This window comes from Klebsiella electrica (assembly GCF_006711645.1).
In the GTDB taxonomy this organism is placed as follows: domain Bacteria; phylum Pseudomonadota; class Gammaproteobacteria; order Enterobacterales; family Enterobacteriaceae; genus Klebsiella; species Klebsiella electrica.
Genome location: NZ_CP041248.1, coordinates 23,923 through 39,588 on the forward strand (window position 1 = coordinate 23,923; position 15,666 = coordinate 39,588).

The window sequence follows — 15,666 nt, forward strand, 5'->3', positions numbered from 1 at the left end:
CAACAATACATAATCTTTGTGTCTTATTGACTAAGGTTGTTATGTAATTATCAGAGGTTTTTAATCCTTTCTAAAGATGCTAGATATGCTTCATAGTTATCTCCAAATTTTTTCTTTGCCCGTCTTACTCTCATCTTTTCTGCCAGTTCACTCTTATGCTCGGTCTGGTATTTTTTATTGTTTTGGAGTTTTACACCTGCACCGGAACCGGCAGCATAATTTCTGTTTTTATCGCTAATGCACAACTTGCATTTACTTTTAAGGCCAAACTTACCCTTAAGTTCCTTACCGAATTCTTCGAAGGGTTTAACCTGATTGCATCCTTTACAGCGTTTGCACCCAGAGGGGAGATCTTCATTAGCCATGTCTAGTTCCAGTGGTTAAAGGTAATGAACTGCATTTTACTGCAAACAGGCACTTCCAACCATAAAATCGACTACTTAACCATAATTCAACATAAGGTTCATTATGCGCACTTAGATTGTAATGGCTCAATAGTAATGTCCGCCTGTGGCTCAATTCAGATGTCCGCGCTATGGTAAGCTTCACTGGTCCGTTTAAACTACCGGGAGGCATATCATGAGCGCAGAAAGCTCAGGAGTGTTTACTTTGAAAGAGATCAACCGGATCAAGATTATACAGGACGTCATTGAACGTCGCATCACAACGCGCCGTGCGGCCGAGCACCTCGGTATCAGCGACAGGCAATGCCGCAGACTTCTTGCCCGTTACCGTGAAGGCGGACCGCTTGGTATGGCCAGCAGACGATGTGGCATGCGTGGTAACCGCCAGTTGCCACCCGGGCTCGCAGATCAGGCTCTGGAACTGATCAAGACGCGTTATGCTGATTTCGGTCCGACTCTGGCGCGTGAAAAGCTCGAAGAACTCCACGGACTGTTTCTTGGCAAAGAAACTGTCCGGCGCATCATGGTGCGGGCTGGCTTATGGGTTCCCCGTAAACAACGTGCCGCAAGGATCCCTCAACCACGGTACCGGCGTCCGTGTACTGGTGAGCTGATACAAATAGATGGCTGTGATCACGACTGGTTTGAAGGCCGTGGCCCGGCCTGCACCGCGCTGGTCTATGTTGATGATGCAACCAGCAAACTGATGGAACTGTTGTTTGTTAAATCGGAGTCCACGTTTTCTTACTTCGAAGCCACGCGGCGCTATATCGATAAGCATGGTAAACCGCTGGCACTGTACAGCGATAAAGCCGGTGTTTTTCGTGTTAACAATAAACACGCCACAGGCGGAGACGGGCATACTCAGTTTGGGCGAGCCATGCATGAACTGAACATCCAGACTATCTGTGCAGAAACCAGTCCCGCCAAAGGGCGTGTAGAACGAGCTCACCTCACTTTACAGGATCGTCTGGTCAAAGAGCTGCGGTTACAGGGCATTTGTTCAATGGAGGCTGCAAATGACTTCGCTGAGGCCTATATGGCTGACTATAACCGCCGTTTTGGCAAAGTACCGCGACATGATTTTGACGTACACCGTGCTGTAGAACATGATGAGGACCTGGGGCTTATTTTCACTGTTCGTGAAAAACGTAAAGTCTCAAAATCGTTGACGATACAATATGATAAAATGTTGTACCTGATTGAAGACAGCGAACTGAGTCGCCGTGCAATAGGTAAATATATCGATGTGTATCACTATCCTGATGGCAGAAAAGAGCTGCGCCTGAACGGTACGCTACTTCCCTACTCTACCTACGACCGACTGTCAGAAATCGACCAGGGCGCGATTGTCGATAACAAGCGTCTTGGCCGAACCCTGGAGTTTATCAGTCTGGTGCAGAGCAAGCGGGATAACACGCGCTCTCAGTCAATTCCCGCTGGAGATGGCCCTTCCCGACGACGGCCAAAGCAGGAAGGGAAGAAATCCCAGCGCTCACTGGATAATGATGACATGCTCGAAGCACTCAAACAGCTTCAGTCACGTTCAGAGGACATTTTTGGTAAAAGAGCCCGCTGATGGTACTCACTGGCCGGACAGTGGTTGCTCACCAGTTGATATTGTCCGGCCAGACCCATGATGTATTATTCATTTCGTTCAGCATCTTTATGTCCTGCTTTTCACGGGCATACTTACCCCATAATGAATGAAAAGAACGAACAATACTGATTAACTGCTTTTTTCTTTGCTCCGGAGATAGGCTGATAAAATAGCAGCACCTGCTGTCAATATTATCCTCAATGAAATTAAAATCAGAGTCTGATGCATATTTTACTGTTAGCATAATATCATTCGACGTTGTTCTCTCAGACTCTGTTAATGCTGATTCTATCAGGTATTCAAAGGCATACATGACAGACAGCTGGTTTTTGTCTGTCTGAATATAACCCATTGAGTTTCTGAGTATTGAGGACTGTACCAGGACCAGAGGCCATAAAAGCTCAACACCATAAAGCTTATATGTATCATGTTGATCATACTGATGTTGCTCAACACGACGATTACCTTCCCGTGCTTTACGAATATCATAGGCAAGGGATAACATAAATCCGTCTTTAACTTTAATCAGTGGGCTTTCATCCACGATGTAATGAATGAGTTCATGTAATTCATTCAGGGCTTCTGAATCTCCCCACAGTATAAAACCTGCATTGTTCGGCGTTAACTCGTATCGAAGCATGGGCTCAATCATCCTGTTGTTTCAGTCGGAGGAAAGTCTATCAGTAAAGAGAATGAGAGATCAAAGTGGTCATTTTAATTGAGCTGGATAACGGACATTTCAATTGAGCCTTGACATAGATTGTAATGGCTCAATAGTAATGTCCGCCTGTGGCTCAATTCAGATGTCCGCGCTATGGTAAGCTTCACTGGTCCGTTTAAACTACCGGGAGGCATATCATGAGCGCAGAAAGCTCAGGAGTGTTTACTTTGAAAGAGATCAACCGGATCAAGATTATACAGGACGTCATTGAACGTCGCATCACAACGCGCCGTGCGGCCGAGCACCTCGGTATCAGCGACAGGCAATGCCGCAGACTTCTTGCCCGTTACCGTGAAGGCGGACCGCTTGGTATGGCCAGCAGACGATGTGGCATGCGTGGTAACCGCCAGTTGCCACCCGGGCTCGCAGATCAGGCTCTGGAACTGATCAAGACGCGTTATGCTGATTTCGGTCCGACTCTGGCGCGTGAAAAGCTCGAAGAACTCCACGGACTGTTTCTTGGCAAAGAAACTGTCCGGCGCATCATGGTGCGGGCTGGCTTATGGGTTCCCCGTAAACAACGTGCCGCAAGGATCCCTCAACCACGGTACCGGCGTCCGTGTACTGGTGAGCTGATACAAATAGATGGCTGTGATCACGACTGGTTTGAAGGCCGTGGCCCGGCCTGCACCGCGCTGGTCTATGTTGATGATGCAACCAGCAAACTGATGGAACTGTTGTTTGTTAAATCGGAGTCCACGTTTTCTTACTTCGAAGCCACGCGGCGCTATATCGATAAGCATGGTAAACCGCTGGCACTGTACAGCGATAAAGCCGGTGTTTTTCGTGTTAACAATAAACACGCCACAGGCGGAGACGGGCATACTCAGTTTGGGCGAGCCATGCATGAACTGAACATCCAGACTATCTGTGCAGAAACCAGTCCCGCCAAAGGGCGTGTAGAACGAGCTCACCTCACTTTACAGGATCGTCTGGTCAAAGAGCTGCGGTTACAGGGCATTTGTTCAATGGAGGCTGCAAATGACTTCGCTGAGGCCTATATGGCTGACTATAACCGCCGTTTTGGCAAAGTACCGCGACATGATTTTGACGTACACCGTGCTGTAGAACATGATGAGGACCTGGGGCTTATTTTCACTGTTCGTGAAAAACGTAAAGTCTCAAAATCGTTGACGATACAATATGATAAAATGTTGTACCTGATTGAAGACAGCGAACTGAGTCGCCGTGCAATAGGTAAATATATCGATGTGTATCACTATCCTGATGGCAGAAAAGAGCTGCGCCTGAACGGTACGCTACTTCCCTACTCTACCTACGACCGACTGTCAGAAATCGACCAGGGCGCGATTGTCGATAACAAGCGTCTTGGCCGAACCCTGGAGTTTATCAGTCTGGTGCAGAGCAAGCGGGATAACACGCGCTCTCAGTCAATTCCCGCTGGAGATGGCCCTTCCCGACGACGGCCAAAGCAGGAAGGGAAGAAATCCCAGCGCTCACTGGATAATGATGACATGCTCGAAGCACTCAAACAGCTTCAGTCACGTTCAGAGGACATTTTTGGTAAAAGAGCCCGCTGATGGTACTCACTGGCCGGACAGTGGTTGCTCACCAGTTGATATTGTCCGGCCAGACCCATGATGTATTATTCATTTCGTTCAGCATCTTTATGTCCTGCTTTTCACGGGCATACTTACCCCATAATGAATGAAAAGAACGAACAATACTGATTAACTGCTTTTTTCTTTGCTCCGGAGATAGGCTGATAAAATAGCAGCACCTGCTGTCAATATTATCCTCAATGAAATTAAAATCAGAGTCTGATGCATATTTTACTGTTAGCATAATATCATTCGACGTTGTTCTCTCAGACTCTGTTAATGCTGATTCTATCAGGTATTCAAAGGCATACATGACAGACAGCTGGTTTTTGTCTGTCTGAATATAACCCATTGAGTTTCTGAGTATTGAGGACTGTACCAGGACCAGAGGCCATAAAAGCTCAACACCATAAAGCTTATATGTATCATGTTGATCATACTGATGTTGCTCAACACGACGATTACCTTCCCGTGCTTTACGAATATCATAGGCAAGGGATAACATAAATCCGTCTTTAACTTTAATCAGTGGGCTTTCATCCACGATGTAATGAATGAGTTCATGTAATTCATTCAGGGCTTCTGAATCTCCCCACAGTATAAAACCTGCATTGTTCGGCGTTAACTCGTATCGAAGCATGGGCTCAATCATCCTGTTGTTTCAGTCGGAGGAAAGTCTATCAGTAAAGAGAATGAGAGATCAAAGTGGTCATTTTAATTGAGCTGGATAACGGACATTTCAATTGAGCCTTGACATTAGATTGTTAGAACCATTTAGTAATGTCACTTTTTATCCAGATAGAAACGTCACCTTAGAGTAAGCTAAACTGAATGCAATTCTAAGGGGCTCAACGCATGTTGGTGACCATGTCAGATAAAGAGATCCACCGCCTACCGGTGATACAGGCAGTTTGTGAAAAGCGTCTACGCCGTCGTGATGCAGCATCACAGCTTGGCATTTCAGAACGTCAGGCGCAACGACTTATCAATCGTTACCGAGTTTCTGGTGCTGAAGGACTTGTCAGCCGCAAACGCGGCCAGCCCAGCAACCGCCGGTTGACCGAATCTCTCAAACTACGAGTACTCACGCTGATACGTGAAAACTACAGTGACTTTGGGCCCACACTGGCCGCAGAAAAACTCAGAGAGCGCCATAATATCCGGCTTTCAATCGAGACCGTCCGCAACTGGATGACGTCTGACGGACTCTGGGTCCCGCATGCTCGCCGTAAGTCACGGGTTTATCAACCCCGACATCGGCGTGATTGTCTGGGTGAACTTATCCAGATCGACGGCTCCCACCATGACTGGTTTGAAGGCCGTGCGCCAAAATGCTGCCTGCTGGTCTTTATCGATGATGCCACCGGGCGTCTGATGCATTTGCGGTTCAGCGAGTCAGAAACAGCCTTTGACTACATGCTGGCAACCCGGGAATACATCGAGCAGCATGGGAAGCCGGTATCGCTGTACAGTGACAAACACGCAATATTTCGCGTCAGTGGTCCGGAGAAACGCAATACCACCGTTACCCAGTTCGGACGTGTGCTTTATGACCTGGCAATCGAGCTTATTTGTGCCAACAGCTCTGAAGCTAAAGGCCGCGTGGAACGTGCGAATCAGACACTTCAGGATCGGCTGATCAAAGAAATGCGTCTGGAAGGTATAACCGGCATTGAGGCCGCAAATGCCTGGCTTGCCACTTTCATCGCTGACTTTAACAGCCGGTTTTCACGACCGGCTAAGTTCCCCAAAGATTTGCATCGTCCGGTGCAGGAAAGCCCCGATGAATTAAGAGACATCTTTGCCTGGCATGATGTTCGTACCGTGTCGAAATCACTGACCTTCCAGTACGATAAGATCCTTTATCTCATGGACACCACAGAAGAAAATAGCCGTCTTGCCGGTGAAAAAATTAAAGTACTGGATTATCCCGATGGCACCCTCGCCTTCCTCTATGGGCACCGGAGCCTTAAGTGCCAGGCATTTGATAAGCTGGCCTGTGTCGACCAGGGGCAGATTGTTGATAACAAACGTCTCGGGACTGTACTCCGACTGGCTCAGGTAAAACAGGATGAGCGGGAAAGCGAAGGCAAACGGGAACGAAGCAAAAAATCGCCCAGCCGTAAGGCTCAGGTGCGCATCCAGGAACAGCTCCGGGCTATCAATCCCGTTCTGGCAGACCCGAGCTTGTTTGTGGCAAGTTCAAAGCGATAGAATCGACCATCAGTGCTGCAAAGTACCGGAACAGTGAGTCCCCAAAAGGATACTTGAGATGATTAAATTCCCGACTACAAAGCGCGTTGATTTGTATAAAACTGCTGTCAGCTCTGAGCAATTACATCTAGATCTGGTTGCGGCTCAGGAGTTCATGTTCGATGCCTGGGAAAATGATGACCTGGAAGTTGTGCTGAAACTCATCAGAAAAGCTATCAAGAAATCCCCGCTCTGTGCTGACGCATACTCATTCTACTGCGAGATATCTCAAGAACCTCCTGAGTCAAAAATCGGGAAGCTGGAGACTGCTTTGTACGCAGCCAGCATTGCACTTGGCGAGGATTTTCAGGAGTTCGCAGGACGTTTCTGGGGATTTGTCGAAACACGTCCATATATGAGAGCAAAAGCAGCTTTGGCTGAGGCCTTATGGGAGTCTGGTAATTTTTATCCGGCTATGGCTCATAGCCGCGAAATGCTGAAGCTCAACCCGAACGATAACCAGGGGATTCGTCATTTATTAGCGAACTATTACCTTGAGCTTGAAATGGTGGATGATCTGGCCTTGCTACTGGACGATTATCCTGGGGATATGCGTTCGTTTTTTCAGTATACACGCGCCCTACTCGCCTACCGACAGTCATCCCCGGATGCCGATGATATCGCTAAAGCTGCGATTGATTCTAATAGACACATCCCCGGCTTGTTATCGAAGTGCAGATTACAGATCAAGTCTAACAGTGGATATATCACGTTAGGTGGAATGGATGAAGCCATTTATTATGTGAATCATAATATAAAGCCTTGGATTCGCACCTCTGGCGCAATTGATTGGATTGTAAATAATTCATTAAGTAAAATATAAGGATTTAGTTTTAATGTTTAATCTAATTATGGGCGGAGAACCTGACTATTTTGAACATTGGCCCATGTATGAACGGGTTAGTGGGAGTTGTGATTTTCCTATATCACGTATGTTAGAAGGCACCTCTGATGACATCCGGTTGAAGTTAACGCCTTTGAATGATAAAGCATTATCTTATATTGAGAAATTACCTACGCTTTTTATGTCAGAACTTTATTCCCGAGACAATGTTGAATACATTACTTTGCGACTTGGTGTAATTTCAAATCTACGAACAGTTAACAAAAATGTTGAGTTTGATTTCAGAATCACTCACTCACAAGATGATGTCGTAGTGATAAACAAAGAGTTATATCAAACAGCTTTAGAATTAGGTGCATATGGGCTGAAACGGACTCACTGGGGAATAAAAGCACGTGATTTAAATCAAACATTAGCACTTCTAAATATAACGACAAGAAGTACACCACTTCCTCCTACTGAAGCACTTCCTGATGAAGTTGATAACTACCCAATAATAGATAATGTTCAAAGTTTCATGGCGCGTGTTTTAGAACAAGATCATGAAGAAGATGCAGAAATATTTTATCGTGGACATTCTGATGTATCTTACGAGTTGGCTCCATCAGTTTTCAGGAAAAACAAAAAAGGTAACTTCAAGCATTTGCACAGTGAATCAAATTTAGTCCGTGAAGCCCTAACAGCAAGGCCAACTGAGTTTGTTGATGATAAAACAATGCTAGACAAGTTAGTAAGGATGCAACACTACGGACTACCAACTCGTTTGTTGGATATAACATCAAATCCACTAATCGCTCTGTATTTCGCTTGTTGCGACATTAGTAATAATGAAAATACAAATGAGGTTGATGGACATGTTATTATTTTCAAAACAAAAAGGGATCGTATAAAATTCTTTGACTCTGATACAGTAAGTTGCATATCAAATATATCAATGCTAAGTCAAACACTGAAAGATCAGCTGGATTGTAAAATGGACAAGGAGGCTTTCAATAAAACTGAAGCTTGTCAAAAACTCATACATTACATTAAAGATGAAAAACCTTATTTTAAAGATGTAATTATACCATCAGATTTGGAAAGGTTAATTTTCGTTAAAGGAAGAAATAATAATGAAAGGATGTCATCACAGTCAGGTGCATTCTTATTATTTGGGAATAATGCTGTTTATCCCGATTTAGTTTCAAACCCTGATGATGCTATGCAAGAGTTTAAAGTAGAAAAAATAGTGATCAGAAACAAAGCTAGAATACTTAAGGAACTCGCAAGGTTAAACATTACAGATGCGACAGTTTATCAAGGCATGGAAAGGACAATGAAACTAATTGCGGCCAAATTTTCCGCAGGAGATTGATCTTCATGTGGTTTTTTGACACACTAGCCTGTCGCTACTGGCATTGGTCCCTTGTATGCTAAGCATATGAACTCTGGTGTGTGTTGGACAGGAGCAATTAACCAGTCGTATAGTAAAATTTGAATGTAAAAATATAAAACAAGGAGTTGAGAATGAACCCCATTACTTTGAGTGAAATGAGTGATGAAGATGAAGAGGTAAAAATCATTTCTTCATATGAACCTCAAGATGATGAGATTGCGATCGTTTTTGATAGTTCAAAAATTACTGGAGGTAATGCACTGGATTTTTTCCAGTTCACCAAGCAATCACATTCTAATGTTAAAGTGTACGGAGATTCTAATGGTGTTTCGTACCTGCAATTAAACAGTATAACGTTAGCGTTAGGCACTTTCTTTGCCACATCAGTAATGATACCTTTTTTAGTAAATCTTGTTTCAAATTATATTCAGAAAAAAATTGATAACTTTGGAACTAGAGATATAGACGTTAAAGTCTCTATAATTAAAAAAAATAAATCAGGAAAACATGTGAAATACACTGTTTCTGGAAAAGTAGACGATGTTTTAAAAGTAATTAACAAAATCAAATAAAAATCTATATAGATATTATGAATATTCACGAAAAGTTAAAGCGTTGGATGTGTATTACTCAAGAAGATAGTGCTATTCTTGATTATCTTAATGCTGAGTTAAAAAAAGCTCAATCCTTGAGCTTGAATAATGAATCAAACAGATTGTTTTTATACAAAACAATTTTACTAGCCCATTTAAAATATATTCAAGTCATTAATTTACTTACAAGAGGTGATTTTTATGAAGCATGGGTAGAACTTGAAAGGATAGAAATAGATTTAATACATATTAAAGAAAATAATGAGTTTCTGCCTGAGGTTAATTTCTATGGTGTTAACTTCTTAGCGAGAATGGTATGTAATTGGCAGGCGTTATTCCCATATAAAATCTTCGGTAGTTCTCGTGAAATAATAAAAGAAGTGAAATGTTCAGTATGTAATACAACCCGTAGTTTTATTAATGATTGTGGTCATGTTAAAAATAAACTTTATAATGGAGTTCTTTGCTTTGATGAAGTGATCGATTTTGAATTAATTACTTATGACATAGTTAGTAATCCCGTTAACAAATGTAGTGTTTTTTTCTCCAATGATGGTGATCATTATAACTATTCAACTTTAATTAGTGTTGTCAAATACATACAATCCCCACATCAAATTTTCAATATTACGACCTGGAGATTTAAGGCGAAAGAACATGATGGAGTATTATCGCCAGAAAATATTTGTCCATGTGGAGATTCTTTAAAAAAATATGCAGATTGTTGTTTGCCACGTAATGGTATTTATAAAAAACATATAGATATTTGGTTTCCCTTCCCGTTGAATGTAGAACCTATTTAGAACCAGATATTCAATAACTAAAGATCCCGTTGACACAGATATTTCCATATTAAGATGTTTTCGTTATATTTTTATTCCAGTCTTTCATATTTAACTTTTGCTTTATTAATTGGTTGAGTGGGATAACGCAGCAGTCACATTAATATGATTACATAGGCTGAAAGTGCCCTTTCTATCTTGCACAAAGAGGTGACATTTTAAACTTGCTTTGACAAACGTAGATAAAGGCTGAATCTGATGTTTTATGGTCATCCTTGTGCTGGCTGTGTTGCCCGTACTCTCTGTTGCGCATAACGATTGAAATGTCTTGCGGCCTTCACTGAGATTACCGGGCGTCCTGATAATTTTCTTAGGACCTGATTCGAATGAAACGATTGATACCAATCCTTACCTTTGCCGCCAGTATGACCATTCCGGTTACTGCAATGGCAGACAATATTGTTTGTCATGATGGCTGGAGCATTGAGCGACACGTTACCGGTAGTGCCAGTAGTGGATTCATGAGCTACATGAAAGACGCTGGCGTCATAAAGTTACTGCATCACGGCAAGCTCATCTCACAAAAACGTATTCAGGATATTCAGCAATCGGTGTATCAGACCAGTGGCGCTCCACTTGTTAACTACGAGTTTGATGTTGATGAAAACAGTTTCTATATCCTTGCTCTGGATATGAGCACTCAGGGTGCATCAGGTGGTGAACCGGATATCAAGCTTTGGGGTACTGATGCAATGGGAATTGATTGTATTTTACAGGGAGGTGCTGAATGAAAAATTCAACCACCCTTCCCTTATTGATATCAATCGCCGGTTTGTTATTTGCAAATCAGTCACTGGCGATTACGCAATCACAGATGCAGATGAGAGTGACTGCTACATGTGATTCTTACGCAAATTTTTCCAGAATTGCCAACCCGGATGTTATTTATGGCGCATGTATAACCGGAGCCAGGGACGCAATACAGCATCGCAATTCCGTCTGTGAGAAGAAAATAAAGAAATTTAATAAACAGACGGAAAACTTACGAGGAATGGAACGAGCCGAGCATATTGAAGTTACTCAGGCATATCGCGCCGGATGCAACACTGGAAAACAAAACTAAAAAGGAATACAAAAAAATGAACAGTTCATTTTTGACAAAACATCTTTCAAAATTAACGCTCGCTATCAATCTTACAATAACCATACTGATTTGGCTCTATTTTATTGGAACTGACAACCCGTCATGGTATTCGATACTTCAGGGGTATGCTTTCATCAGCTTTGATACGGCAAAAATCATTATCACCGTTGTCTGTGCTGCATGGATAATCAAAAGCATTACATCCTATGAGCTAAAAACAGTTCTGTTTACTCAGGCGGACATTCAGAAGGAAATACTCAAAGAGCTTCAGTTATTAAGAAATGGAAAGCAAATGAATAATGCCGATGCCATGAAAGATGATTTCAGGATAGACTTTGATAAAGTAGATTGCTGATATTTCTCTGATGCTGACATGTAAGGGTCTTCATTTTGGTGGAGATTCTTATTTTTTTATTCTGATTCTTTGTTAACTCAAGCCGTATGGCTCTCCTGCGGAGGGCTTAATATTGGGATAATATTGAGAGGTTCAGAGTAAGTACAGAAAACCGATTAAGAATAAATATATCATAATAAGGGTTTAACCCCGGTTGGCGATTTGGCGATGGTAGCATGGATATTTGAATCTGTAAATTGATTATATTTATTTTTATTTTACCACCCTATCGGGTGATTCCGGCACAGCACATCAGCATAACCAGAAGCATATAACGCGCTACAGGCCATCAGGGGAATGCAGTCGGTGCAAAGCCATACTTCAGCCCTGAAACAGCCCACAATCACGCCAGTGCAACCTCCGGTCACAATCTGCACTAATTTCATTTAACTGTATAAATGAACAGTGGTGCATATGCCGGAATCCTGCCATCAGACAGACTCTGCACACCCTGCCCTGACCCGTATTTACAGTGCCTGTAGCGCATTCTGAGCGCACCAGTGCATGATAAGGCAGGGTGCTGAGCCTGCTTTGTGACAACCTCAGATTACTGCTGACAGAACGACACGATACCTGTCACATTGCATTGTCTGTATTATTTTAAATTTTATTTTTTTGAATGGATTCTTAAATTTAATTCCTGACCTCCACCCGGAGTGCTGGCCTGACAGAAGTTAAAGGGGAAAAACAGGACCCGACCCGATTCTTTTTCTCCCTCCAATTCTTTACTCAGGAAATATTAAATGACGCTTTTTCGAAACAAGAGATACCACCAGAACTACAACCATAACACGTTATTTCCCGGTGCTGTATTTACCACGAAGCATAATGGTGAATGCTCTGTTCTTGGTCGCTCCGAAGATAAATCAAGACGCGGATATTATGTTGTGCAATTTAAAGACAGCGGCATAATCAAAGAGGCCTACGGTACGCATATTAAATCAGGTGCAGTCTCAGGTGACGCGTTCCCGTCCTCAGAAGATGAACGAATAACACTGTTGATGAAGCCCCGTTATTATGATGTGGGATATATTGGAAATGGAAAGCATTCCACAATTGAAAACACCCGAAGCCATCAGAGAACAAGAGCGTTCATTCTCTGGCATAATATGTTGGCAAGGTGCTACATGACAGTTAAAGGGAAACAATATTTTAAAGGATATAAGGGAGTGACGGTTTGCGAAAGATGGCATAACTTCCAGCATTTCTGCGATGACCTTCCAAAACTTAATGGCTATGCCCGCTGGAAAAATAACCCCGGAGAATATGAGTTGGATAAAGATTTTTCACATCGTCGTTTCTATTCCCCGGACACAGTTTCTTTCATCAGTACAATGGAGAATGCAAAGGAAGCAGCATTACGACGCTCAGCAATGAAGATACTGAGCCAGCATTATCACGAAGTGAATAAAATACGAAATGAAATAGTTATGGATACGGAGGATGAACTTAAGAAAAACAATATTGTTTATGAAATTGCATATAACGGGAATACTAAAATCATTATCTCAGAAACACCCTATGGTACGGTGGCATTCTATCCCCTGACCAGAAAGATTCAGCGAAACAGTTACATGACGGAGGGTGATACACAGATTTATGTATCCTACCTGAACTGGCTCAGGCTTCAGTGGGAAATCAGGAATCCCTTCATTAACTGCATTGCTGTAAAATGATGATAATGCTATAAATAGCTGCACTATATACTTAACAAATAAACATCAGGGCAATCTGTAAAATCTGAGTTTCAGTGATGTTGCTGCATCAGAGACGATATTAACTGTCTGAAAGTTCATCGCTGAAGGCTAAATGTCTGCACTTCATGCAGCCATTTAACATGTTCAATACATTAAGCGCACCAAGGTAAGGTGTTGATTGTTAAGGGTTTATCAGGGGGTTCTCTTGACTTGTTGGTATCCTCGGACTCAGGCTGTTACGTATCCTGTGACTAACTGAGCCCCGTCCGTGGTGACCAGTTAACAGATTCTCCAAGGAACCTTGTTAACGCTGCTTTAGCATACTGAGGCTTTGAGTAGTATCTGGGAAACCAGCCATCATAAGTTTGTGTGCCATTGCGCCGGTATTCTGGCCTGACTGACAGCTTACATCCATTACCATCAGTAGAAATACAAAAAGTGTACCCATCAACAGAATCAGAAGTAAGCAGAATGGATGTCATTGGGGATACCTCATTATTGAACTAACCAGAAACTACAATGGTGATCCGACATGGTTTCCTCGATTTTACCGACTGAGCTGTCATATAGCGATACCTTTTATTCTTAGGTTCTCTTGCAGTATTGGCTATCGATTGTCACAATTTAGTCTGGTGGCACTGGTTCATTTTTCGGGTGGTTTGTTACTTTTTCCGTTGGTGTTCCAGGGCTACCGACCTCTGCATGTACGTATACATCCCTCTTTCTCGTTTACCCCGCCAGATTTCAATCCGATAGAATCGTTCCTGTTTTACTCACTCGTAATTCACTTTTCATAGTCATTTTGTGGACATTAAACGTGCGCTACAGGTGCGCATTCCTTGCTTCAGGATGGCTTACTATCTAAAATGGCAGAGATTTTTGATACTTTTGAACATTTTAATGAGGTATATACCATGATGAACATCGCTTGTGATGACGGCTCAACGAACGTAAAACTTGCCTGGATTGAGAATGGTGAAATCAAAACTCATGTTTCGCAGAACGCCTTCCGCGAAGGCTGGGCTACTCCACTCGCATTTGGTGGTAAAACTATCTACAACTATCTCATTGATGGGCGGAAATTTACTCACGACATTGGTTCAACATCTGCAATTACAACAACGCATACCTCTTTCCAGTTCGACGCTGTAAGTCGCGTAGCAATTCATCATGCCCTTTTGACTTCCGGTCTTGAGCCACAGGATGTTGAACTTACAGTGACACTGCCGGTGGCCATGTTCTTCACGAGCGATGCGCAGTTGAACGAAGCTAATATTGAAAAGAAAAAGGCCAACGTTATGGGCCCAATAACCCTGAATAATGGCGAAACTTTTCATGTTGTAAAAGTTAACGTAATGCCTGAATCAGTACCTGCGGCTGAATATCTGATTGATCCTAAAACAACCACGCAGCTTACACGAACCCTGGTTGTCGATCTGGGGGGAACAACCCTAGACCTGGCCATCATTCAGGGGGCAATGGAGGGCATATCTGATATCTTTGGCAACAGCGATGTTGGCGTTTCACGAGTGACAAAAGCTGTTATGGCTGCGCTCCAGGATGCCCAGTCTCCAAGTAGTTATGCCATTGCGGATATCATCATTAAAAACCGTCATGATAGAGCGTTGATTGCTTCTGCGGTCAATGATCACTCTAAAATTGATGCCATCATTGACGTTATCGATTCTGAGTCGAAAAATCTGGCCGAAGCTGTTGCAGCTGATATACGTCGTCAGAACAGCGTCCACAAAATCATACTGGCCGGGGGCGGTGCTGAGCTCATCCATTCTCATATTGTCGAACTATTCCCTAAGCTGGATGTCATCAAAGCGCCTGACGCGCAGCTCGCGCTCGTCAAAGCAATGGCAAGCGTCTAAACGAGGTTATGTGATGGAAGAAGATAAACGTTTACTCGTCTGGCTCCGCCCCGGCAATAATCCAGAAGACGGTAAAGCTCTTGATATTATGGAGCGCTTACCCCGCCGATCCCGGGGGGAATTTTACCGTAAGGCACTGGTAATTGCGTCTGCCTTGCATGAGCTCGACCCTCGGTTAATAAATTTGCTGGCCGCACAAACCACGACATCGTTTAATGCCGAAACGCTGAGCAACATTCTGTCGCAAACGCTGGGCATTGCCGTTGAACGGAATTCTTCACCAGTGGAAACCCAGGCCACAGGTATCCGAGCAACAACCATCATTGATTCGGATAAGCCTGCTGAGCAGAAAGAACCAATTCCTAAACCCTCCCTGATGATGCAAACCCTCAAACGTTGAATCCGAACCGGCTACTAGTA

The 15,666-nt window shown here is 43.2% G+C and carries 16 protein-coding genes; 13 read left to right on the forward strand and 3 right to left on the reverse strand.

Features of this window, described 5'->3' with window-relative positions; all coding sequences use genetic code 11:
• Positions 1-50 precede the first annotated feature (50 nt).
• Positions 51-365 (reverse strand): hypothetical protein, encoded by a 315-nt coding sequence (locus Electrica_RS25325; protein WP_009652923.1) that lies wholly within the window; start codon positions 363-365, stop codon positions 51-53.
• A gap of 214 nt (positions 366-579) precedes the next feature.
• Here Electrica_RS25325 and Electrica_RS25330 point away from each other — a divergent pair, with 214 nt between their 5' ends.
• Positions 580-1,983, forward strand: coding sequence for an ISNCY-like element ISKpn21 family transposase (locus tag Electrica_RS25330; protein ID WP_001567368.1), 1,404 nt, complete (start codon positions 580-582; stop codon positions 1,981-1,983).
• A gap of 28 nt (positions 1,984-2,011) precedes the next feature.
• Here Electrica_RS25330 and Electrica_RS25335 read toward each other — a convergent pair whose 3' ends face one another.
• On the reverse strand, positions 2,012-2,644 hold the full coding sequence (locus tag Electrica_RS25335; protein ID WP_001567369.1) for a DUF6904 family protein: 633 nt from the start codon (positions 2,642-2,644) through the stop codon (positions 2,012-2,014).
• Positions 2,645-2,862: 218 nt separating this feature from the next.
• Between Electrica_RS25335 and Electrica_RS25340 the strand changes: the two genes are divergently transcribed.
• On the forward strand, positions 2,863-4,266 hold the full coding sequence (locus Electrica_RS25340; protein WP_001567368.1) for an ISNCY-like element ISKpn21 family transposase: 1,404 nt from the start codon (positions 2,863-2,865) through the stop codon (positions 4,264-4,266).
• Positions 4,267-4,294: 28 nt separating this feature from the next.
• On the opposite strand, the gene Electrica_RS25345 is transcribed toward Electrica_RS25340, so the two are convergent.
• Entirely contained in the window at positions 4,295-4,927 is a 633-nt protein-coding gene (locus Electrica_RS25345; protein WP_001567369.1) for a DUF6904 family protein, read from the reverse strand.
• 227 nt (positions 4,928-5,154) lie between these two features.
• On the opposite strand from Electrica_RS25345, the gene Electrica_RS25350 reads away from it, so the two are divergent.
• From Electrica_RS25350 to Electrica_RS25405, 11 genes are all read left to right on the forward strand, one after another.
• Positions 5,155-6,501: an ISNCY-like element ISLad2 family transposase gene (locus Electrica_RS25350; protein WP_076611902.1), complete on the forward strand. Its 1,347-nt coding sequence runs from the start codon at positions 5,155-5,157 to the stop codon at positions 6,499-6,501.
• A 58-nt stretch (positions 6,502-6,559) separates the two neighbouring features.
• Positions 6,560-7,363 carry a hypothetical protein gene (locus Electrica_RS25355; RefSeq protein WP_000589340.1) on the forward strand — a complete coding sequence of 268 codons (804 nt, stop codon included), beginning with the start codon at positions 6,560-6,562 and terminating at the stop codon, positions 7,361-7,363.
• A 13-nt stretch (positions 7,364-7,376) separates the two neighbouring features.
• Complete coding sequence (locus Electrica_RS25360) at positions 7,377-8,738, forward strand: FRG domain-containing protein (RefSeq protein ID WP_000482601.1); 1,362 nt, start codon at positions 7,377-7,379, stop codon at positions 8,736-8,738.
• Positions 8,739-8,890: 152 nt separating this feature from the next.
• Entirely contained in the window at positions 8,891-9,331 is a 441-nt protein-coding gene (locus tag Electrica_RS25365; RefSeq protein ID WP_016239970.1) for a hypothetical protein, read from the forward strand.
• Between the two features lie 17 nt (positions 9,332-9,348).
• The gene (locus Electrica_RS25370) at positions 9,349-10,155 is read left to right on the forward strand and encodes a hypothetical protein (RefSeq protein ID WP_016239971.1); all 807 of its coding nucleotides are present in this window, start codon (positions 9,349-9,351) and stop codon (positions 10,153-10,155) included.
• Positions 10,156-10,520: 365 nt separating this feature from the next.
• Positions 10,521-10,925: a hypothetical protein gene (locus tag Electrica_RS25375; RefSeq protein WP_045269655.1), complete on the forward strand. Its 405-nt coding sequence runs from the start codon at positions 10,521-10,523 to the stop codon at positions 10,923-10,925.
• Positions 10,922-11,257, forward strand: a complete 336-nt coding sequence (locus tag Electrica_RS25380) for a hypothetical protein (protein WP_045269657.1) — start codon at positions 10,922-10,924, stop codon at positions 11,255-11,257. Before Electrica_RS25375 ends, Electrica_RS25380 begins: the two co-directional genes overlap by 4 nt.
• Before the next feature lie 16 nt (positions 11,258-11,273).
• The gene (locus Electrica_RS25385) at positions 11,274-11,633 is read left to right on the forward strand and encodes a hypothetical protein (protein WP_045269654.1); all 360 of its coding nucleotides are present in this window, start codon (positions 11,274-11,276) and stop codon (positions 11,631-11,633) included.
• Between the two features lie 782 nt (positions 11,634-12,415).
• A complete protein-coding gene (locus Electrica_RS25390; protein ID WP_045269653.1) occupies positions 12,416-13,348 on the forward strand; it encodes a hypothetical protein in 933 nt (310 codons plus the stop codon).
• 935 nt (positions 13,349-14,283) lie between these two features.
• Complete coding sequence (parM, locus tag Electrica_RS25400; RefSeq protein ID WP_007372199.1) at positions 14,284-15,246, forward strand: plasmid segregation protein ParM domain-containing protein; 963 nt, start codon at positions 14,284-14,286, stop codon at positions 15,244-15,246.
• Between the two features lie 13 nt (positions 15,247-15,259).
• A complete protein-coding gene (locus Electrica_RS25405; RefSeq protein WP_009652914.1) occupies positions 15,260-15,646 on the forward strand; it encodes a plasmid partitioning/stability family protein in 387 nt (128 codons plus the stop codon).
• Positions 15,647-15,666 lie beyond the last annotated feature (20 nt).

Coding starts and splice junctions, on each gene's coding strand:
- Electrica_RS25335 (WP_001567369.1), bottom strand. CDS start 2,644: ATGCTTCGATACGAGTTAACGCCGAACAATGCAGGTTTTATACTGTGG.
- parM (WP_007372199.1), top strand. CDS start 14,284: ATGATGAACATCGCTTGTGATGACGGCTCAACGAACGTAAAACTTGCC.
- Electrica_RS25375 (WP_045269655.1), top strand. CDS start 10,521: ATGAAACGATTGATACCAATCCTTACCTTTGCCGCCAGTATGACCATT.
- Electrica_RS25360 (WP_000482601.1), top strand. CDS start 7,377: ATGTTTAATCTAATTATGGGCGGAGAACCTGACTATTTTGAACATTGG.
- Electrica_RS25365 (WP_016239970.1), top strand. CDS start 8,891: ATGAACCCCATTACTTTGAGTGAAATGAGTGATGAAGATGAAGAGGTA.
- Electrica_RS25385 (WP_045269654.1), top strand. CDS start 11,274: ATGAACAGTTCATTTTTGACAAAACATCTTTCAAAATTAACGCTCGCT.
- Electrica_RS25405 (WP_009652914.1), top strand. CDS start 15,260: ATGGAAGAAGATAAACGTTTACTCGTCTGGCTCCGCCCCGGCAATAAT.
- Electrica_RS25325 (WP_009652923.1), bottom strand. CDS start 365: ATGGCTAATGAAGATCTCCCCTCTGGGTGCAAACGCTGTAAAGGATGC.
- Electrica_RS25380 (WP_045269657.1), top strand. CDS start 10,922: ATGAAAAATTCAACCACCCTTCCCTTATTGATATCAATCGCCGGTTTG.
- Electrica_RS25355 (WP_000589340.1), top strand. CDS start 6,560: ATGATTAAATTCCCGACTACAAAGCGCGTTGATTTGTATAAAACTGCT.
- Electrica_RS25345 (WP_001567369.1), bottom strand. CDS start 4,927: ATGCTTCGATACGAGTTAACGCCGAACAATGCAGGTTTTATACTGTGG.
- Electrica_RS25390 (WP_045269653.1), top strand. CDS start 12,416: ATGACGCTTTTTCGAAACAAGAGATACCACCAGAACTACAACCATAAC.
- Electrica_RS25350 (WP_076611902.1), top strand. CDS start 5,155: ATGTCAGATAAAGAGATCCACCGCCTACCGGTGATACAGGCAGTTTGT.
- Electrica_RS25370 (WP_016239971.1), top strand. CDS start 9,349: ATGAATATTCACGAAAAGTTAAAGCGTTGGATGTGTATTACTCAAGAA.
- Electrica_RS25330 (WP_001567368.1), top strand. CDS start 580: ATGAGCGCAGAAAGCTCAGGAGTGTTTACTTTGAAAGAGATCAACCGG.
- Electrica_RS25340 (WP_001567368.1), top strand. CDS start 2,863: ATGAGCGCAGAAAGCTCAGGAGTGTTTACTTTGAAAGAGATCAACCGG.